Source organism: Actinomadura atramentaria DSM 43919, from assembly GCF_000381885.1.
Classification (GTDB): Bacteria; Actinomycetota; Actinomycetes; order Streptosporangiales; family Streptosporangiaceae; genus Spirillospora; species Spirillospora atramentaria.
The window spans coordinates 12,501-31,969 of the sequence record NZ_KB907221.1; the positions used below are offsets into that span (position 1 = coordinate 12,501).

The following is a 19,469-nucleotide window of genomic DNA, read 5'->3' on the forward strand; positions in this document are numbered from 1 at the left end:
GTGGTCGTCAAAGTCGCGCTCAGGCGGTGGAGACGCTCAGCCCGGTCGCCCGACGACGTCGAAGGGCTCCGGAGTGCGTCCGCGCCAGATCCGGCGTGAGGTCTCCTCGGGGTAGCGAACGGTCGCCGATTCGGTGTCCAGGACGCGGGTGAGGCGCTGGTCGGGTCGGTACCGCGGCCAGCCGGGATCACCGGTGGCGGCGAATCGGGTCCACGCCGCGCCGAGTTCGCGGGCGACGCGGAGAGCCGCGGGAGGGGGTGCGTCTCCGAACGCGCTCTTGGCCGTGGGGCTGTCGAGCGTGCCGAAGGCGAGGGGGACGTCCAGGCTGTGGCAGGCGCCCAGCGCGCCGTCGAACGCGGTCGAGGCCAGGCCCAGCTCGAAGAGGTGCGACGCGCCGCCCGCCGCGGTGTTGGCCTGGGCGAGGTGGAGCGAGGGCATTCGGAACAGCGCGTCCGACCCCACCGTCGCCAGCAGCTCGTCGGCGGTGGCACCCGGAAAGGCCGTCCGGTAGGCGTGCGCGCCGTGCGGGCCGGGAGCCAGGAGGTCGAGCGCGGTCCGGGCCTGGTCGTCGGTGACGCGTCCCGCGAGGCCGGCCATCACCAGGAACAGCCGGAACTCGTCCCGGGTGCGGCCGGCGAGCAGTTCGATTCCGCTCGCGCGGCCGCCGGTCAGCGCGCTCCAGGGCGTCTCCGGCAGGACGTCGCCGTCGACCACGGGACAGACGGCCACCCCGAACTGGGCCAGCCGGCCCCAGCGCGCGGTGTCCCCGGCGAGGTCGGCGTTGAAGGCGGTGAGCTCGGCCGCGAGACGCCAGGGGTCGACGTCGGCGAGCGCGGCGGCCGTGGGCGGCGCCCCGATCCTCCGCGCCAGCGCGGCGGCGACCTGCTCGGCCAGCGCGGGCGTCAGGTGGCTGCCCGGCACCGAGTGGGCGATGGCCCGGCGGAACAGCCCGCGCGCCGAGCGCATGGTGAGCAGGGCGGCGACCAGGCCGGCAGGCGACCATGCGGGAGGTCGCCCAGGAGGCCGGCGTCTCCCTCGGGCAGGTGCAGCACTATTTCTCGTCCCGGACGGAGATGCTCGCCTTCGCCATGCGACTCGCCTCGGAGCAGACCGCGCTCCGCGTCGCGCGGCGCGTGCGCTGCCTACGTCCTCGAGGCGCTGCACGACCCGGCGCTGCGCGAGCAGGCACGCGTCGGGCTGCGCGACGGCCGGGCCGCGGTCGAGCGCCTCGTCCGCCAGGCGGTCGCGGACGGCCGGATCGCCCCCGACCGCGACCCGGCCGTGGAGACCGACCTCCTGCTCGCGCTCACCGGATTCACCCCGCTCCTCCAACTCGGCGTGATCAAACCCGAGGAAGCGCTGGCAGCCCTGGATCAGCACCTGGACCGGCTCTTCACCCGCGCATAGGAAGGGTTACTCGTAGACGTCGGTGGCCGCCTCGGTGGCCTTGTGGATCTGGGTCGGTGCGTAGTCCGCGGGTCCGCCCGGGACATAGCGGACGTGGTGCAGGCGGCCGGTGAACGGGAAGGCGCGGCGGCGTTCGTGGAGCGGCCAGGAGACCGGGCCGCCGCGGTCGATGCCGACCGAGATTCCCGTCCAGGGGGCCATGCCGACGAGCATCGCGACCTCGTCCAGCGCGGCGAGTTCGGTGCCGTCCGCGTGGACGGAGACGCGCCAGCGGAACTTCGGCAGGGCGGTCAGGCGCAGCGTCCAGTCCGCCGGGCCTGGCCGGATCGGTCCGGCGTCGAGTTCGCGCAGCCTGCCGTACTCGTTCCAGTCCAGCCGCAGGCGGCCGTCCTCGACGTACAGGACGTAGCCGCCGCCCTGGTCGCCGTGTGCCACGAGCACGCCCTCGTCGCCGGGCGCGAGGACGGCGCGGACCTCGATGTCGGCGTCGCGCAGCGCGATCAGCTTGCTCGACCGGTAGCGCTCCAGCGTCGGCGTGCCCGCCGGGATCGTCACCGGGCGGCTCAACGCCGACTCCGCGGGCCGCCGGACGTTCAACCGCCCCGACGCGTCGGTGAGGGGGAAGACGGTGTTGCGCCAGGCGGCCTTCTCCCACGCGGCGGCCAGCTCGCGGGTCAGGTCGGGGTGGCGGGCGGAGACGTCCTCGGTCTCGGTCGGGTCGGCGGCGACGTCGAAGAGCTGCCATTCCGCGTCGTCGTAGGGGGTGCCGGGCTCGTGGAGGGTCAGCAGCTTCCAGCCGTCGCGGTAGTAGCCGCGCTGGCCGCCCCATTCGGCGTACTGCTCGGGGTGGGTGCTGTCCGCGTCCGCCGACTTCGCGACGGGCGCGAAGGACTCGCCGTCCAGGTCGAGGACGGGGACGCCCTGCCGCGTCTCCGGCCGTCGGACCCCGGCGAGTTCCAGCAGCGTCGGGTAGAGGTCGGTGACGTACTGGTACTGCGTCCGGAGCCCGGAATCGTCCGCGCCGCACGGCAGGCCCGCGGGCCACGACAGGACGAACGGCACCCGGACGCCGCCCGCGAACGTGTTGCCCTTGTAGAGGCGGAAGGGGGTGTTGGACGCCATGCCCCAGCCGCGCGGGTAGTGGACCATCGCGCGCGGTCCGCCGATCAGGTCGGGGTCGAGCGGGGTGTCGCGCTCCCACGTCGCCGGGAGCCCCGCGACGTGGACGAACTGGCTGAAGTAGCTGCGCGTCCCGGCCGCGCCGCCCTCGGCGGTCCCGCCGTTGTCGGAGGTGAACACCACGATGGTGTTGTCGAGTTCGCCGTAGGCGTCGATCGCGGCGAGCAGCCTGCCGAGGTTGCGGTCGATGTTGTCGACCATCGCGGCGTAGACCTCCATGTACCGGGCGAGCAGCGCGCGCCGCTCGGCGGGGAGGTCGGTCCAGGCCGGGACATCCAGGCCGCGTTCGGAGTTGCGCGGCGCGATGCGCGTCCCGGGCGGGAAGAGGCCCGACGCGAGCTGGCGCGCGAACCGCTCGTCGCGCAGCCGGTCCCAGCCCGCGTCGTACCGGCCCCGGTAGCGGGCGATCGTGTCGGCGGGGGCGCCGAGCGGGCCGTGCATGGCGTGGTGGGCGAAGTAGAGGAAGAACGGGCGGTCGTCGGCGGCGCGCAGCGAGCGGATCATGCCGATCGCCTCGTCCGTGAAGTCGTCGGTGAGGTAGTAGTCGTCCGGGTAGTCGTCGATGCGGACGGGGCTGTTGTCGCGGATCAGCCGGTTCGGGGCGAAGAAGCTGTTCAGTCCCTCCAATGAGCCGTAGTAGCGGTCGAAGCCGCGCTGGACGGGCCAGGAGTGCCGCCGTCCCGCGTCGTTCATCTGCGCGTCGCGGGTGAGGTGCCACTTGCCGACCATGTACGTCGCGTACCCGGCCTCGCGCAGCGCCTCGGGGAGCGTGACGACGTCGTCCCCGAGTTCGAGGGTGAGGCCGGGGAAGCCGGGGTCGGAGTTGGCGACGCTCGCGAAGCCCGCACGGTGCGGGTTCACGCCGGTCAGCAGCGCGGCGCGCGCGGGCGAGCAGACGGGCGTCGTGTGGTAGTTCGCGAACCGGTAGCCGGTCGCGGCGAGGCGGTCGAGGGTCGGCGTGGCGACTTCCGCGCCGAACGGGCCGATGTCGGAGTAGCCGAGGTCGTCGGCGAGGACGACGACGATGTTCGGGGCGCCGCGGGGCGGCGTCGGGACGTCCGGCCACCAGGGCTCGGACTCGCCCGCGGTCCGCGCGATCCGGCCGCGGAAGCCTTCGTATCCGCGCGCGTACGGGGGGACGGTCATGCCGGAACCTCCAGGTCGGGTCCGCGTCGGGACCGCTGGGCGACGGGATCGGGCACCGGCACCGAGTCCACGAGCGTGCGGGTGTAGAGGGCCGAGGGGCGCGTCAGGACGTCGCGGGCCGGGCCGAGTTCGACGAGCCGCCCGTCGCGCAGCACCGCGACCCGGTCGGCGACGCGGTTGACGACGGCGAGGTCGTGGCTGATGAACACGCAGGCGAAGCCGTGGCGGTCCTGGAGTTCGGTGAACAGGTCGAGGACGGCGGCCTGCACGGACACGTCCAACGCGCTCGTCGGCTCGTCGGCCAGGAGCAGGTCGGGTTCCAGCGCGAGGGCGCGGGCGAGCGCGACGCGCTGCCGCTGCCCGCCCGACAGCTCGCGCGGCAGCCGGTCGCCGTGCTCGGGGCGCAGCGCGACCTGGTCCAGCAGCGCGTGGGCGCGGGCGACGCGTTCGGCGCGGGTGCCGACGCCGTGGACGTCGAGCGGTTCGGTGACGGAGTCGAGGACGGTCCGGCGCGGGTCGAGCGACGCGGCCGGGTCCTGGTGGACGACGCCGATGCGCCGCCGCAGCGCGCGCAGTTCGGCGCGGCCGAGTCCGGCCGGGTCGCGGCCGAACAGGCGCACCGTGCCGGACGCGGCCCTCAGCCGCCCGACCGCGACGCGGCCGAGCGTCGTCTTGCCGGAGCCGGACTCGCCGACCAGGCCGAGGACTTCGCCGGGCGCGACGGACAGGGTGATCCGGTCGAGTGCGGCGGGACGGCCGGGATGGTCCACGACGATGTTCTCGGCGGCGAACACCGGTTCGTCCGTTTTCGTGAGGCGGGTCGGCCGGTCGTGCGCCTCCAGCCGGGGGACGGCGGCCAGCAGCCGCTCGGCGTACTCGGTTCTCGGGGAACTGAACAGCCCTTCGACGTCCTGCGTTTCGAGCACGCGGCCGTCGCGCATCACCGCGACGCGGTCGGCGAGGTCCGCGACTACGCCCATGTTGTGGGTGATGAGCAGCACGGCGAGCCGCCGGTCGCGCCGCAGGTCGCGGAGCAGGCCGAGGATCTCGGCCTGGACGGTGACGTCGAGGGCCGTGGTCGGCTCGTCCGCGATGAGGACGTCCGGGTCGGCGGCGAGCGCGAGGGCCAGGACGATCCGCTGCTTCTGCCCGCCGGAGAACCGGTGCGGGTGGTCGCGCGCCCGTTCCGGCGGAATGCCGACCTGTTCCAGCAGTCCGGCCGTGCGGGCGGCGCGCTCGCGGCGGGACGCGACGCCGTGCGCGCGGAGCACCTCGCCGATCTGCCAGCCGACGCGCTCGACGGGGTTGAGCGCCGTCGAGGGCTCCTGGAAGACCAGCGCGATCCGCGCGCCGCGCACCCGGCGCAGCTCGTCCTCGGGGAGGCCCAGGATCTCCCGGCCGTCCAGGACGACGCTGCCCGACACGGCCGCCGAGCGGGGCAGCAGGCCCATGACCGCCAGCGCGGTGACCGATTTGCCCGAGCCGGATTCGCCGACGACCGCCAGGACCTCGTCCCGCCGCAGTTCCAGGTCGACGTTCTCCACGGCCGTCGCGCCCGGGAACCGGACGTTCAGGTTCGCGATCCGCAGCAGGGCGCCCATCACGCATCTCCTCGCCGCGAGGCCAGGAGGGCCTGCGCGATCAGTTGGAAGCCGAGCACGAGCACGACGATGAACAGCAGCGGGCCGACCGCGTACAGGGTGTTGGTCCCGAGCTGCCCCATCGCGGCGGCCAGGACGCCGCCGAGCGACGGCGTCGGCGGCCGCACGCCGATGCCGATGAAGTTCATGGCGCTGTCGATGAACACCGCGCCGGACGCGGAGATGGCGAGCTGGACGATCAGGGCGTCCAGGATGTTGGGCACGACGTGTTTGCGCAGCACCCAGGGCCAGGACGCGCCCATCGTCTCGGCGGCGTCCACGTACGGCAGTTCGCGCACTTTGAGCACGGACGTGCGCACGAGCCGTCCGAACAGCGGGACCTCCGCGCCGACCACGACGCAGATCACGGGCAGCGCGCCGACGCCGGTGACGGCCGCGATGGCGATGCCGAGGATGATCGGCGGGAACGCGAGCAGCACGTCGAAGACGCGTTGCGCGACGACGTCCGCAACGGCGGTCCGGCTCGCGAGCAGGCCGGCGAGGCCGCCGACGAGCGCGCCGCACGGCACCGCGACGAGGCAGATCCCGAGGTCGATGCGCAGGCCGTACAGGACGCGGGAGAAGACGTCGCGGTTCACCTCGTCCGTGCCGAACAGGTGCCGCCCGCTCGGGCCGAGCAGGTTCGCGCCCGGGATCTGCTGCTGCGGCGCGTACGGCGCGAGCAGCGGCGCGAGGACGCCCGCGGCGATCACCGCGCCGACGAGGACGAGCCCGGCCAGGCCCCTTCCGCGCGTCAGCGCGCCGCGCCGCACGCGCGGGGTCCGCCCGGCTCGCAGGGCGATGTCGGTCATCGGGCGCCTCCGAGGCGGATACGCGGGTCGAGAAGGGCGTGCGCGGCGTCGGTGAGCAACTGGAGGACGACGAAGACCGTCACCGAGAGCATGAGCAGGACCTGCACGACCGGGTAGTCGCGGCCGGTGATCGCGCGCTCGATCAGCATCCCGAGGCCCGGCCAGGAGAAGGTGAACTCCACCAGCACCGCGCCGCCGAGCAGCGCACCGGTCTGCAGGCCGAGCACCGTCAGGCTCGTCGGCAGGACGTTGCGCAGCGCGTGCCGCAGCAGGACGCGCCGCCTCGGGACGCCCGCGGCGAGCGCGGTGACGACGTACGGCTGCGCGAGTTCGCTGCGCAGCGATTCGGCGAGGTAGCGGGTCAGGACCGCGCCGACCGGCAGGCCCAAGCACACGGCGGGCATCAGCAGGTACTGCGCGGTGATGCCCGGGTCCGCGAGCAGGCCGCCGCGCGGGACGCCGCCCGCGGGCAGCACCGGGACGACGACGCCGAACAGCAGGGCCAGCGCCACGCCGAGGACGAACGTCGGGACGGCGATGGCGAGCGTGTTGACGCCCGTCAGCAGGTGGTCGAGCCAGGGCCGCCGGGCGCTCGCCCACAGCGGGCCGAGGACGAGCGCGGTGAGGACCGCCAGCAGCAGGGCGCTGGCCGTCAGCAGGAGCGTGTTGCCGAGCGCGCCGCCGATGAGCGGGCCGATGCCGCCGCCGATGATGTAGGAGCGGCCGAGGTCGAAGGTGACCAGGCCCGTCAGCCAGTGCGCGTACTGGCTGAGGACCGGCTGGTCGAGGCCGAGCTGGTGGCGGATCGCCGCGATCGTGTCGGGGGTGGCGTCGGAGCCCGCGAGCGTCGTCGCGGGGTCGCCGGGGACGAGCCGCAGCAGCCCGAAGACCAGCACGGACGAGACCGCGAGGACGACGGCCAGCGAGGGCAGCCGCCGGAGCAGGTAGGAGGTCACGGCCGGGTCCTCACGCGGTGAGCTGCGCGTCGGTCAGCACGAGTTCGGAGCGTTTGGTGTAGGCGACGCCCCGGACGTTCTCGCTGACGGCCCAGCGTCCTTGGACGACGCCGATCTCGATGAGGAACAGCCCGTCGAGCAGGTCCCGGGAGAGGTCGCCGTACGCCTTGCGCGCGTCGGCGCTGTCGCCCTTGACCTGCTGCCACGCCGTGTCGGCGTCCTTGGTGTACGTCGCGGACGAGTAGTGCGAGCTGTTCTTCAGCGCGTTGAACGGATAGGCGCTGACGGTCAGCGTGGACGGCGTGTACTGCGCCCACGAGTGGTACGCCGACCACAGGCCGGGGAACTTCCCGCCGATGAGCTGGGCGACGAACGTCGGCGGGTCGAGCGGGTCCAGCGTCGCCTCGATGCCGATCTCCTTGAGGTTCGCCTGGACGATCTGGGCCGTCGCCGCGATCAGCGGGTCCTTGGCCGGATAGCTGTACTTCAGCGTCGGGACGGGTTTGCCGTAGGCGGCGAGCAGGCTCTTGGCCCTGGCGACGTCGCGACGGTAGGTGGCGTTGAGGCCCGCGTCGTAGGCGGGGGACGTCTTCGGCCACGGCAGGTTCGCCGTGTAGCCGCTGCCGCGGAAGACCTCGGCGATGACGCGGTCCCGGTCGAGGGCGTGGGCGATGGCCTGGCGGACGCGGACGTCCGAAAGGCCCTCGGCGGTGACGTTCGTCCCGACGTAGATCTGCGTCTCGGCGCCCTGGAGCTGGATCTTGCCGAACTTGCCGGACTTCTCCAGGCGCTCGATGTCCAGGAAGCTGCTGCCGTAGGCGTAGTCGATCTGGCCGCTGCGGAGCTGGCTGGTCAGCGCCGTCGCGTCCGTGATGACGGAGATGTCCACGGCGTCGAGGTAGGGGCGGCCCGCGACCCAGTAGTTCGGGTTCTTGCTGAACTCGAGCCGGGTGTTCGGCGTCCACTTGTCGAACTTGAACGGGCCGGTGCCGACGTAGGCGCTGCCCGTCCCGACGCCCGCGAACGTCTTCTCGTCCACGATCGGGACGATCTCCAGCAGGTCGAGGATGTTGCCGAGCGGGTGCTTCAGGTGCAGGACGGCGGTGTGCGGGTCCTTGGCGTCGATCGAGTCGATCGCCTGCGCGGTGCTCTTGAGCTGGCCGTTCCACTTGGGGTCCGCGTAGGTCTTGAGGGAGAACGCGACGTCCTTCGACGTGAACGGGCGACCGCTGTGGAACGTGACGTCGTCGCGGAGCGCGAGGGTCACCGTGCGGCCGTCGGGTGAGATCGTCCAGCTCTTGGCGAGCTTCGGCTGCGGTGTCAACCGGTCGACCGGGTAGTGGACGAGGCTCTCGTAGACCAGCCCGATGATCGTCGTGACGCCCGCGTTGGAGTTGGTGAAGAAGTTCGCGGGGACCAGGTCGGTCGAGATGCCGCCGGCGAACGTCCCGCCCTTCTTCGCCTTGCCCGACCCCTGCGAGCCGACCGCCGAGGTGCAGGCGGACAGCGCGAGCAGGGCGGCCCCTCCGGCCGTGCCGGACAGCAGCGCGCGACGGGACAGTGTGGGGTTCATTGCGGTCTCTCTTCCGGGAGGACGGACCCGTCACCGGCCGGTTCGGGGGTGCGTGCGAACGCTGTTGTATATTAAACCTACTTATCCAATCAACTTAGTAGGGGACGCCGCGACGGCGGGCTCCGGTGAGGATCACGAGGCATGAGCAAGTTCCCGGGGACGGCAGCGCTCGAAGTGACCCAGGTCGGCGGCAATATCGGCGCCGTCGTCGCGGGCCTGCGGATCGGCGCGGACCTCCCGCCGGCCGCCGTGGCCGAGTTCCGCGCCGCCCTTCTCAAGCACCGGGTCGTGTTCCTGCGCGACCAGGACCACGCCACCGACGCCGACCAGTACGACTTCGCGGCCCAGCTCGGCGAGGTCACCACGCCGCACCCGACCGTGCGCGGCGACGGGCGGGCGGTCCTGCCGATCGACTCCGAGCGGGGCAAGGCCAACAGTTGGCACACCGACGTGACGTTCGTGGACCGCGTTCCCGCGATCAGCGTGCTGCGGGCCGTCAACCTGCCCCCGTACGGCGGCACGACGGTGTGGGCGAACACCGTGAACGCGTACGCGACGCTGCACCCCGGGCTCCAGGCGCTCGCGGCGGAGCTGCGGGTTCTCCACAGCAACGCGTTCGATTACGCGATCGAGCGGCCGACGATCGGCGGGGTGGACGTCAAGGAGGAGGCGTACCGGGCCGAGTTCCGGCACACGTCGTTCGTGACGGAGCACCCGCTCGTCCGCGTCCACCCGGAGACGGGCGAGCCGTCACTGCTGCTCGGGCACTTCGCGCAGTCGATCCGGGGACTGTCGTCGTCGGACTTCAAGGACCTGTACGCGCTCTTCCAGCGGCACATCACCAAGCTGGAGAACACGGTGCGGTGGACGTGGCGGCCGGGCGACGTGGCGATCTGGGACAACCGGTCGACGCAGCACTACGCGGTCGCCGACTACGACGACCACGCGCGCCTCCTGCACCGCATCACCGTCGCCGGCGACGTACCGGTGGGCCTCAACGGCGAGACCAGCACGGTGATCGAGGGCGACGCGAGCACGTACTCCTCCGTGGCGACCCCCGCCGCCTGACCTCCTCCCCCGCCCCGGCCCGTTGACGGGCCGGGGCGCTTCGCCGCCAATGCCCCCTGGAGCGCGGCGTCGCCAGGCGGGCCATTCGATCAGTCGCCGGGGGCGGCCTTCTTCGAAGCGCCATCTTTTGCCTTCGGGGGCCAGTGTCTCGATCAGGAACCCCACATCGAAGCGGCGCCGCACGACGGGACGGCGAACGCCATATGTCGGGCAGGCCGCGATCGGCGATGGGTCCAGTCCGTCGACGTCGCACTCGGTGACGCGGCGCATCGCCTCGTCCTGGCCGGCGGGCCGGCTCGGGGCGCTCGGGGATGGTTTGTGTACGTAGTATTCTTTGGGCGGCGTTCGGTGGGCGCTTGTCCGTGTCGGGTCTCGGGTCGGGTCGGGGGTTTGCGGTGGGTGCTTCGTGACGGCGGAGGCTGAGGCCGGGGCCGGGGAGCTTCCCGTCCTCGCCGCGGCGCCCGGGCATCTCATCCGCTGCGCGCAGCAGGCGCACACGAGTCTGTGGCAGCGGCACGTGCTCGTCGGACTCACGTCCGTCCAGTACGGCATCCTGCTGGTCGTCGGGCAGCACGGGAAGCTCGACCAGAAGACCGTCGGGGACCTGATGTCCCTGGACAAGTCGACGACCGCCGACGTCATCTCGCGGCTGGTCCGGCGGGGGCTGGTCACGCGGCAGCGGGACGCCCGGGACGGGCGGCGGCGGCCGGTGTGCCTGGCGGCGCGCGGGAGGCTCGCGCTCGCGCAGGCGACCCCCGCCGTGGTCGAGGTGCAGCGGCGGCTGCTCGCCCCGCTCGCCGAGGCCGACCGCGACGACCTGTTCGCGCTGCTCAGCCGCGTCGCGTACGCGGGCGACCCGCCCGCCGGCGACGGCCCCGGGCCCGAGGGCGCGGCGGACGCGCGGATCCCCGGCGAGCGCCTGCACCGCCACCCCGGCCACCTGATCCGCCGCGCGCAGCAGGTCCACACGCTGCTGTGGGCGCGCACGGTGTCGCCGTCGATCACGTCGGTGCAGTACAGCGTCCTGCTGGCGCTGCATCGGGAACCGCGCCTCGACCAGCGGACGCTCGGCGGCCGGGTCTCCCTCGACAAGTCCACCGGCGGCGACGTCGTCGGACGGCTGGAGGAGCGCGGCTGGGTGGAGCGCACCCGCGACGCCGACGACGGCCGCCGCAACCTGCTCGACGTCACGGCGGCGGGCCGGGCGTTCCTGTTCGACCGGGCCGCCGCCGTGCTCGAGGTTCAGTCCGCGCTGCTCGCGCCCCTGCCGGAGCGGGACCGCGCACGGTTCACCGACCTCATGGTGCGGCTGGTCGAGGCGGAGCCGTAGGGAACGGCCCGGCCGCCGCCATCGCGGAGCGGGGCGCGACGCCGAGGACGCCGCAGATCCACCGGCCGGTGTCGGTGACGGCCTCGACGTCCAGGCCCGTCGGGTATCCGCTGCGGTGCAGCATCCACGCGACGTCCTCGGTGGCGGCGTTCCCGGCCGCGCCGGGCGCGAACGGGCAGCCGCCGATGCCGCCCGCGCTCGCGTCGTGGACGGTCACGCCTTCCGCCAGCGCGGCGTGGACGTTGCCGAGCGCCGTGAGCCGCGTCTGGTGGAAGTGGGTCCGCAGCGGCAGCGCGCACGCGTCGCGGACCGCGCGGACCCGGGCGGTGACGTCGGCGGGGACGGCGCAGCCGATGGTGTCGGCCAGAGACAGCTCGTCCGGTCCGGCCGCGGCGGCCGCGCGCGCCGCGGCACGCACCCGGTCCACCGGGACGTCGCCCTCGTAGGGGCAGCCGAACGCGACGGCGAGCGTCACGGTCGTCCGCAGCCCGGCTCCGGCGGCGAGCGCGACCACGTCCGGGAGCGCGGCGAGCGCCTCGGCCGTCGTCTGCCCCTGGTTGGCCCGGCCGAAGGAGTCGGTGAGCGGGACGACGCAGTCGATCTCGTCCAGCGCCCCGGTCGCGGCGGCCCGCTCCGCGCCGCGCCGGTTGAGGACGAGCCCGGCGAGCCGCACGCCCGGCAGCGGCCCGAGGCCGGCGAGGACCGCCTCGGCGTCGGCCATCTGCGGGACGCGCTTGGGGTGGACGAAGCTGACCGCCTCGACGCGCCGCGCCCCGGCGGCGGCGAGCCCGCGCACCAGCCGGATCTTGTCCTCGGTGGAGACGACGCGCTTCTCGTTCTGGAGCCCGTCGCGCGGGCACACCTCCACGATCTCGGCGCCGGTCACGGCACCCTCCCCTCGCGCCGGTCGAGCGCGCCGAGCACCTCGTCGTTGTGGGCGCCGGGCCGCTGCGGTCCCGCCCAGCGGACCGCGCCGGGCGTGGCGGTCAGCCGCGGCACGACGCCCGGCATGACGATCTCCCCGAGGTCGGGGTCTTCGACGGGCAGCAGCATCTCCCGCTCGGTGAACATCGGGTCGGCGAAGATGTCCGCGACGGTGTGGACGAGCCCGGCGGGCACCGCCGCCTCGTCCAGCAGGGCGAGCAGGTCGTCGGCGTCCCGTTCCCGGGTCCACTCCCCCACGATCGCGTCGATCTCGTCCTGGTGCTCGCCGCGCGCCGCGTGGGTCGCGAAGCGCGGGTCGGTGACGAGTCCGGGGCGGTCCATGCACGCGGCGAGCCGCGCGAACACCGTGTCCTGGTTGGCGGCGACGACGATCCACCGCTCGTCGGCGGTGCGGTACAGGTTGGACGGCGCGAGGCCCGGCAGCGCCGTCCCGGTCCGGCCGCGCACCGCGCCGGTCGCGGCGTGCTCGGGCACGACGCCCTCCAGCAGCGAGAAGCACGCCTCGACCAGGGACACGTCCACGACCTGCCCGGTCCCGCCGCGCACGTCGCGCCAGTACAGCGCCATCATGATGCCCTGGACGGCGATCATCGCGGCGAGGCTGTCGCCGAGGGAGATCCCGGCGCGGGGCGGCGGCCGGTCGGGGAAGCCGGTGAGGTGCCGCAGGCCGCCGACCGCCTCCGCGACGGACGCGTACCCGGGCCGGTGCCGGTTCCGTCCCGTCTGCCCGAAGCCGGAGACGCGCGCGACGACGAGCCCGGGATTGCGCTCCCACAGCGTCTCCGGCGCGAGGCCCCAGCGCTCCAGCGTGCCGGGCCGGAAGTTCTCCAGCAGGACGTCGGCGGTCTCGACGAGCCGCAGCAGGGCGTCGCGGCCCTCGTCGGTGCGCAGGTCGAGGGTGACGAGCCGCTTGTTGCGGCTCTGCACCGACCACCACAGCGTGCGGCCGCGGTGCCGCGCCGCGCCCCACTCGCGCAGCGGGTCGGGGCGGCCCGGGTCCTCGACCTTGACGACGTCCGCGCCGAAGTCGGCGAGGACGCGGCCCGCGTATGGCCCGGCGATGAGGCTGCCGAGTTCCAGCACCCGCAGCCCGGCGAGCGGCCCGGCGCTCATCGGGCCGCGCCCGGCGGGGGCGGCGGGACGGGGCCCCGGTCGCGGCCCGCGGTGTGCGAGGCGACGGCGTCGTCGGCGCGGACGGTGACGGCCAGGTCGAGGCCGATCCCCGACAGCCGCAGCCGCACCGCGTCGCCCGCCGCGAGCGGGCCGACCCCGGCGGGCGTGCCGGTGGTGACGACGTCGCCGGGGTTCAGGGTCGTCACCCAGGACGCGTACGACACCAGCCGCGCGGCGCTCCAGATGAGGTCGCGCGTGTTGGCGTGCTGCCGCAGGTCGCCGTTCACCCAGCAGCGCAGGTCCACGTCGGCGGGGTCGCCGAACTCGTCGGCGGTGACCAGGACGGGCCCCATCGGGGTGAACGTCTCGAAGGACTTGCGGGTGGAGCGGTCCTCGCCGCCGCGCATGGTGATGTCGAGCAGGCCGGTGTAGCCGAAGACGTGGCCGAGCGCGTCGGCCTCGCTGACGCGCCGCGCGGTCCGCCCGATGACGAGCGCGAGTTCGCCCTCCTGGTCGAAGCGGCGGTCGTGGTACGGGAGCTGGATCGTCCCGCCGGGGTCGAGGAGCGACGACGGGGCCTTGAGGAAGAACCCGAGCCCCCCGACCTGCGAGTCCACGCTCATCTCGGCCTGGTGGTCCCGGTAGTTGACCGGCGCGGCGACGATCTTGGAGGGGTTCGGGACGGGGACGCGCAGCCGAACCCGGTCGAGCGGCACGCCGGGACCGCCCGGCGGCGCGGTCGGGAGGCCGTCCGCGATCAGCTCGGGGATGGTGCGTCCGCCGAGGTCGTACACGCGGTCGCCGCGCAGTTCCCCGGCGCGGCCGTCGTCGTAGGCGACGAGCTTCATGGCGTCCTCTCGGTGGGGGCGGCTCCGGTGCGGTGGCCGTAGAGCCAGTCGGTGTACTGGAAGTCGCGTTCGTCGCGGCCGCCGAGCAGGGCGTCGCGGAGCAGCGCGGTGACGCCGTCCGCGTGGACGATCTCGCCCATGCGGCGCGCCCACGTCTGGACCTTCGCGGTGCGGGGGACGCGCTCGGCCTCGTAGGCGGCGAACGCGGCGGGGACGTCCGGGCCGTGCGCGGCGAGCAGGTCCGCCAGCGCGACGGCGTCCTCCAGCGCCTGGCAGGCGCCCTGCGCGAGGTACTGGGCCATCGGGTGGGCGGCGTCGCCGAGGAGCGTGGCGCGGCCGCGGGACCAGGCGGCGGCGGGCGGCCGGTCGCGCAGCACCCAGTGCCGGTCGCGGTCGACCAGGCGGACGCCCTCGCGGACGTAGTCGGACGTCGCCTCGAAGGCGCGGTCCAGCTCGTCCGGCTGCCCCCACTCCTCGGCGGGGCCGTGCGCGGCGGCGGTGAACACCGCGACCTGGTTGAACAGCTCGCCGCCCCGGACGGGGTACTGGATGAGGTGCAGGCCCGGCCCGATCCACCAGGTCATGTCCTCTTTGCCGGCGCGGTCGGAGATCGCGGCGGTCGGGATCGTCCCCCGGTAGGCGACGTCGCCGATGTAGGCGGGGTCGCCGTCCCCGACCGTGTGGGCGCGGACCGCCGACCAGAGGCCGTCCGCGCCGATCAGCGCGTCGGCGCGGTACTCGGCGCCGTCCGCGCACTCCGCGACGGCGGTGTCGCCGTCCTGCCGGACGGCCCGGACGCTCCGCCCGGTCTCCAACGTGATCGCGGGCTCGGCGCGGCAGGCGTCCAGGACGGCCGCGAGCAGGTCGGAGCGGTGCGTGACGACGTACGGGTGCCCGTACGCGGCGCGGAACTCCTCGCCGAAGTCGATCGCGGTGATCTGCTCGCCGGTGACCGCGCTCATCATCACGGCCTTGGGCGGCCGGACGGCGGACGTCAGCACGTCCCCGAGCACGCCGAGCCGGTCCAGGACCCGCAGCGCGTTCGGCGCGAGCTGCACGCCCGCGCCGATCTCGCCGAACTCGGGCGCCTGCTCCAGGACGTGGACGGGCAGGCCGTGCCGGGCGAGGGCGAGCGCGGCGGTGAGGCCGCCGATGCCGCCGCCGACGACGACCCGTTCGACGCGGTGCCGGGCGCTCACGACGCGCCGCCGGAGCGGGGGTCGGTCATGGTCTGGTTCTCCTCGGGTTCGGACCGGCGGGCGAGGCCGACGGCCTCGATCACCGGTGCGTCGGACAGGACGAACAGGTCGGCGTCGGCGTCCGCGCGGTGGTCGGCCTCGGCCCAGGACGGGACGACGAACACGTCCCCGGCGGACCAGTCGATGCGCCGCCCGGCGACGCGCGAGGACCCCGCGCCCCGGTGGACGACGTACACCGCGCTGCCCACGGCGCGCGTCGTCGGCGTGCGGGAGCCCGCGAGCACCCGCAGCAGTTCCGCGCGCAGCGTCGGCATGACGTCCGCGCCGGTCGCGGGGTCGGTGTACCGCAGCCGCGCGTGGCCCGCGCCGGTCGCCGCGAGCCGGGCGCGCAGCGCGGCGTCGGTGGCGGTCCAGCGGTAGACGAGCAGCGCGGAGTGCCGTCCGGCCGGACGCGGCTCGTCGGCGGGCGCGAGCCCGGCCCGGCCGTGGCGCTCCTCCGAGCGGCAGGGGTCGCCGGGCTCGAACGGCGTCAGCTCGTCGGGGCCCGGTTCGAAGAACACGGCGTCCAGGGCGCGGACGAGCGGCAGGTCGAGCCCGTCGAACCAGATCATCGGCTGATCGCCCATGTTGCGGTGCTCGTGCCAGGTGCGTCCGGGGGTGAGGACGAGGTCGCCGGGCTCCATCGCGATCGGGTCGCCGTCGACGAGCGTCCAGACGCCCGAGCCCGCCAGCACGAACCGCAGCGCGGCCGGGCTGTGCCGGTGCGGCGGCGCGCTCTCGCCGCCCCCGAGGTACTGGACGGCCGCCCAGAGCGTGTGCGTGGCGAACGGGAGTCCGCCCAGGTCGGGATGGGAGAGGGCGAGGACGCGCCGGTCGCCGCCCCGGTCGATGCCGACCAGGTCGCCCGCGCGTTCGGCGAGCGCGCGCAGCGTCCGGCCGTCCCAGCGGTGGGGGCGCAGGCGGTCCGGGGCGCGGGGCAGCAGACCCCGCTGCCGCCAGAGCGGCTGGAGGTCGGCCGCCGCGAGGTCGGCGTAGAGCGCGGCCAGGTCGGGGCTGTCGTCGTCGAAGCGGGTTGTCGCCATGATCCTCCTCGGCTGCGGGGCGGAGCCCGGAAATAGTCCGTGTACGGACTAGATCGCTCACGGTAGGACCGGCGGCCGGGCCCGTCAAGGGCCGCGTCCGCACCGCCCGAGCGCTGCGGCGACTCGATCGGGGGTGTTGACACGGTGATGTGGGTCTCATACGTTGCCCCGAGGTAGTCCGTACACGGAACGACCGGCGGCGCGGCACGCGGCGCGGTCCCGTGGCACCCCCGCGGACACCCGAGCAGGATCGAGGAGGATCATGCGTCCCCTGCCCAGCGTTCTGTCCGGCGGCCGACCCGGCCGCCCGGCCGCCCTGGCGGCCGCGCTGTCGGCCGTCGTGCTGGCGGCGGCGTGCGGCGGCCCGCCCACCGGCAGCGCCGACCCCGCGTCCGCGTCCGACTCCAAGGTCGCCGTCTACGAGAAGTTCGCCCGGATGACCGGGGCCGAGCGCACCGCCGCCCTGGTCGAGGCCGCCAAGGCCGAGGGCGAGGTGGACGTCTACACCAGCAACGAGAAGCTGCAGAGCCTCGTCGCGGGACCGTTCCAGAAGAAGTACGGCATCAAGGTCAACGTGTTCCGCGCGCAGAGCGAGGACCTGCTCCAGCGCGTCGTCCAGGAGGACAGCGCGAACAAGCCCAAGAACGACGTCGTGGACGCGACCAACTTCGAGCTGGGCGTCCTGTCGGACAAGAAGATCCTGTCGCGCTACGACAGCGACCTCCGCAAGAAGCTCAGCCCGCAGGCGCAGATCGACGCCGGGTGGGTCGCGACGCGGTTCAACGCCATCACCGTCGTGCGCAACACCGAGAAGGTGTCGGCCGCCGACGCGCCCCGCACGTTCGAGGACCTGGCCGACCCCAAGTGGAAGGGCAAGCTCGCGATGGAGCTGTCCGACTCCAACTGGTACATGGCGCTGCGGGACTACTTCCGCGACCAGGGCCGCAGCGACGCCGACATCACCAAGCTGTTCAAGGGCATCGCGGCCAACGCCCGGACCGTCCAGGGCCACGTCAAGCTCAACGACCTGCTCGCGGCGGGCGAGGGCGCGATCGGCGTCACCGCCTACAACCGGCTCGCGCTCGCCGCGCGCGCCAAGGGCGCGCCGCTCGCCGTCGACACGGCCGTGCAGCCGATCGTGCTCGTCCCGTCCGGCGTCGCGCCGATGACGCGCGCCGCGCACCCGGCCGCCGCGCTGCTGTTCATGGACTTCCTGCTCACCGACGGGCAGGCGATCTACGCGGCGGACAACGACATCGTGTCGAACCCGTCGGCGGTCCCCGGCTACCGGCCGCTGCTGCCGACGGACGCCAAGACCGTCACCGTCGACACGGCCAAGTACGTCCGCGAGTCCGCCGCCTGGGCGAAGGCGTACGACAACCTGCTGCGCCACCACGACCCGGTCACGCCGTGACCCGACCCCCGAGAGCCGGTGAGAACCCATGACGACGACCACCGCGCCGGTCCGCGAGCCGCGCCCGGCCCCGCCTCCCCCGCGGTCCCGCCGCCGCCCCGGCGCGCGGGTCCTCGCCGGGACGGGCACCGTCGCCGTCGTCGGCTACCTCGTCCTCGTGCCGCTCGTCTACCTGGTGTGGGGCGCGTTCGCGGGCGAGCGGGGCGCGACGCTGGCGGGCTTCCGCCGCGCCTACCTCGACGACGCGCAACTCCCCGGGCTCGTCGGCACGACGGCCCTGTACGTCGCCGGGTCGACGGTCGTGGCGGTCGCGTTCGGAACGCTGATGGCGTACGCGCACGTCCGCACCGACGCGCCGTTCAAACGGCTGTTCCTGCTCGCGTCGATCATCCCGCTGGCGCTGCCGAGCATCGCCTACGTGCCCGCGTGGATCTTCCTCGCCAGCCCCGACATCGGCCTGCTGAACCGGATGACCGACGCCGTCGCGGGCGTCGCGCCGTTCAACGTCTACGGCATCTGGGGCATGGTGTTCGTCCAGGGCGTCCACTCGACGCCGCTGGTGTTCCTGCTGATGTCGTCGGCGTTCCGCTCGATGGACGCCTCGCTGGAGGAGTCCGCGCAGACCTGCGGGCTCGGCCGCGCGGTGATCCTGCGCCGCATCACGCTGCCGCTGGCCCGGCCCGCGCTGGTGTCGGCGACGCTGATCGTGGCGGTGCAGTCGCTGGAGAGCTTCGAGGTCCCCGCGATGCTCGGCCTGCACGACGGCGTGTACGTGTTCATCAGCAAGATCTACTTCCTGATGCAGCAGTACCCGATCGACTACCAGGCGACGGGCGCGCTGTCGCTCGGGCTGCTGCTGGTCGCCGCGCTCGGCGTGGTGCTGAGCCGCCGGATCTCGCGCGGCGCGGCGCAGACCGTCACCGGCAAGGCGTTCCGGCCGCGGCCGATCCGGCTCGGGCGGATGCGCGGCGTCGTCGGCGCGCTGACGCTCGCGTACTTCACGGTGTGCGTGTTCGCGCCGATCGCGATCCTGCTGTACGCGTCGCTGCTGAAGACGTACCGGACGCCGTCGTTCTCCACGGCCGGGTTCACGCTCGACAACTTCACCGCCGCGCTGTCCAACGGGACGACGCTCACGGCGGTGCGGAACTCGACCGTCCTCGGCCTCGGCGCGGCCGTCGTCGTCATGGCGCTCAGCGCGTTCGCCGGCTGGCTCGTCGTGCGCTCCCGGAACCGCCGGATCGGGACGGCCGTGGACGCGCTGGCGTTCACGCCGCTCGTCATCCCCGGGCTCGTGCTCGGCCTCGGGCTCGCGTTCGTCTACCTGCGGTCGCCGCTGCCCATCTACGGGACGCTGTGGATTCTGCTCATCGCCTACGTGACGCGGTTCCTGCCGTACGGCGTCCGCTACGCCGGCACGGCGATGCAGCAGGTGTCGACCGAGCTGGAGGACTCGGCGGTCGTGTTCGGCGCGTCCTGGTGGACGACCATGCGCCGCATCCTGCTGCCCCTGGCGAAACCCGGTCTGATCGCGGGCGGCCTCTACATCGTCGTCGTGTCCTTCCGCGAGCTGTCCAGCTCGATCCTGCTCTACAGCCCCGGCACCGAGGTCGTCGGCATCCGGGTGTTCGAGCAGTACCAGGAGGGCTCGCTGACGAGCGTCGCGGCGATGGGCGTGCTGCTGTGCGCGTTCCTCGGCGCGCTCGTCACCGCCCTCGTCGCCGTCGCCGGACGCCTCGGCGTCGACCTCGACTAAC

16 protein-coding genes and 1 pseudogene are annotated in these 19,469 nt (G+C 73.8%); 6 read left to right on the plus strand and 11 right to left on the minus strand.

What is annotated here, in order from left to right; translation table 11 throughout:
- Window positions 1–36: 36 nt before the first annotated feature.
- A complete protein-coding gene (locus G339_RS0126490; protein ID WP_476692186.1) occupies window positions 37–987 on the minus strand; it encodes a carboxylesterase family protein in 951 nt (316 codons plus the stop codon).
- A 14-nt stretch (window positions 988–1,001) separates the two neighbouring features.
- Between G339_RS0126490 and G339_RS41215 the strand changes: the two are divergent.
- Both G339_RS41215 and G339_RS40645 read left to right on the plus strand, forming a co-directional pair.
- Window positions 1,002–1,070 (plus strand): annotated as a pseudogene (locus G339_RS41215) (TetR/AcrR family transcriptional regulator); the annotation flags it as partial.
- The gene (locus G339_RS40645; protein WP_276203776.1) at window positions 1,054–1,407 is read left to right on the plus strand and encodes a TetR family transcriptional regulator C-terminal domain-containing protein; all 354 of its coding nucleotides are present in this window, start codon (window positions 1,054–1,056) and stop codon (window positions 1,405–1,407) included. The pseudogene G339_RS41215 and the gene G339_RS40645, both read left to right, overlap by 17 nt.
- A 6-nt stretch (window positions 1,408–1,413) precedes the next feature.
- Here G339_RS40645 and G339_RS0126500 read toward each other — a convergent pair whose 3' ends face one another.
- Genes G339_RS0126500 through G339_RS0126520 form a run of 5 tightly spaced genes read right to left on the minus strand, consistent with a single transcriptional unit; the run spans window position 1,414 to window position 8,713 of the window.
- Window positions 1,414–3,732 (minus strand): arylsulfatase, encoded by a 2,319-nt coding sequence (locus G339_RS0126500; RefSeq protein WP_019634093.1) that lies wholly within the window; start codon window positions 3,730–3,732, stop codon window positions 1,414–1,416.
- Complete coding sequence (locus G339_RS0126505; RefSeq protein WP_019634094.1) at window positions 3,729–5,333, minus strand: dipeptide ABC transporter ATP-binding protein; 1,605 nt, start codon at window positions 5,331–5,333, stop codon at window positions 3,729–3,731. The genes G339_RS0126500 and G339_RS0126505 overlap by 4 nt, the downstream gene beginning before the upstream one ends.
- Window positions 5,333–6,184 (minus strand): ABC transporter permease, encoded by an 852-nt coding sequence (locus tag G339_RS0126510; RefSeq protein WP_019634095.1) that lies wholly within the window; start codon window positions 6,182–6,184, stop codon window positions 5,333–5,335. The genes G339_RS0126505 and G339_RS0126510 overlap by 1 nt, the downstream gene beginning before the upstream one ends.
- Window positions 6,181–7,140: an ABC transporter permease gene (locus G339_RS0126515; RefSeq protein ID WP_019634096.1), complete on the minus strand. Its 960-nt coding sequence runs from the start codon at window positions 7,138–7,140 to the stop codon at window positions 6,181–6,183. The genes G339_RS0126510 and G339_RS0126515 overlap by 4 nt, the downstream gene beginning before the upstream one ends.
- A gap of 10 nt (window positions 7,141–7,150) precedes the next feature.
- Complete coding sequence (locus tag G339_RS0126520) at window positions 7,151–8,713, minus strand: ABC transporter substrate-binding protein (protein ID WP_019634097.1); 1,563 nt, start codon at window positions 8,711–8,713, stop codon at window positions 7,151–7,153.
- 141 nt (window positions 8,714–8,854) lie between these two features.
- Between G339_RS0126520 and G339_RS0126525 the strand changes: the two genes are divergently transcribed.
- Together G339_RS0126525 and G339_RS37135 are read left to right on the plus strand one after the other, a co-directional pair.
- Entirely contained in the window at window positions 8,855–9,781 is a 927-nt protein-coding gene (locus tag G339_RS0126525) for a TauD/TfdA dioxygenase family protein (protein ID WP_019634098.1), read from the plus strand.
- Window positions 9,782–10,187: 406 nt separating this feature from the next.
- Complete coding sequence (locus tag G339_RS37135) at window positions 10,188–11,111, plus strand: MarR family winged helix-turn-helix transcriptional regulator (protein ID WP_019634099.1); 924 nt, start codon at window positions 10,188–10,190, stop codon at window positions 11,109–11,111.
- Here G339_RS37135 and G339_RS0126535 read toward each other — a convergent pair.
- The 5 genes from G339_RS0126535 to G339_RS35375 are packed head-to-tail and all read right to left on the minus strand — an operon-like array spanning window position 11,080 to window position 16,298.
- Window positions 11,080–11,997, minus strand: a complete 918-nt coding sequence (locus tag G339_RS0126535) for a hydroxymethylglutaryl-CoA lyase (RefSeq protein ID WP_019634100.1) — start codon at window positions 11,995–11,997, stop codon at window positions 11,080–11,082. The genes G339_RS37135 and G339_RS0126535 overlap by 32 nt on opposite strands.
- Window positions 11,994–13,169, minus strand: a complete 1,176-nt coding sequence (locus G339_RS0126540) for a CaiB/BaiF CoA transferase family protein (RefSeq protein WP_019634101.1) — start codon at window positions 13,167–13,169, stop codon at window positions 11,994–11,996. The genes G339_RS0126535 and G339_RS0126540 overlap by 4 nt, the downstream gene beginning before the upstream one ends.
- Entirely contained in the window at window positions 13,166–14,017 is an 852-nt protein-coding gene (locus G339_RS0126545) for a fumarylacetoacetate hydrolase family protein (protein ID WP_019634102.1), read from the minus strand. The genes G339_RS0126540 and G339_RS0126545 overlap by 4 nt, the downstream gene beginning before the upstream one ends.
- Window positions 14,014–15,216 (minus strand): FAD-dependent monooxygenase, encoded by a 1,203-nt coding sequence (locus G339_RS0126550; protein ID WP_019634103.1) that lies wholly within the window; start codon window positions 15,214–15,216, stop codon window positions 14,014–14,016. Before G339_RS0126550 ends, G339_RS0126545 begins: the two co-directional genes overlap by 4 nt.
- A complete protein-coding gene (locus G339_RS35375; protein ID WP_019634104.1) occupies window positions 15,213–16,298 on the minus strand; it encodes a cupin domain-containing protein in 1,086 nt (361 codons plus the stop codon). Before G339_RS35375 ends, G339_RS0126550 begins: the two co-directional genes overlap by 4 nt.
- A 262-nt stretch (window positions 16,299–16,560) precedes the next feature.
- On the opposite strand from G339_RS35375, the gene G339_RS0126560 reads away from it, so the two are divergent.
- Together G339_RS0126560 and G339_RS0126565 are read left to right on the plus strand one after the other, a co-directional pair.
- Complete coding sequence (locus tag G339_RS0126560; RefSeq protein WP_019634105.1) at window positions 16,561–17,712, plus strand: ABC transporter substrate-binding protein; 1,152 nt, start codon at window positions 16,561–16,563, stop codon at window positions 17,710–17,712.
- A gap of 28 nt (window positions 17,713–17,740) precedes the next feature.
- Window positions 17,741–19,468 (plus strand): ABC transporter permease, encoded by a 1,728-nt coding sequence (locus G339_RS0126565; protein ID WP_019634106.1) that lies wholly within the window; start codon window positions 17,741–17,743, stop codon window positions 19,466–19,468.
- The last annotated feature ends 1 nt before the right edge of the window (window position 19,469 follow it).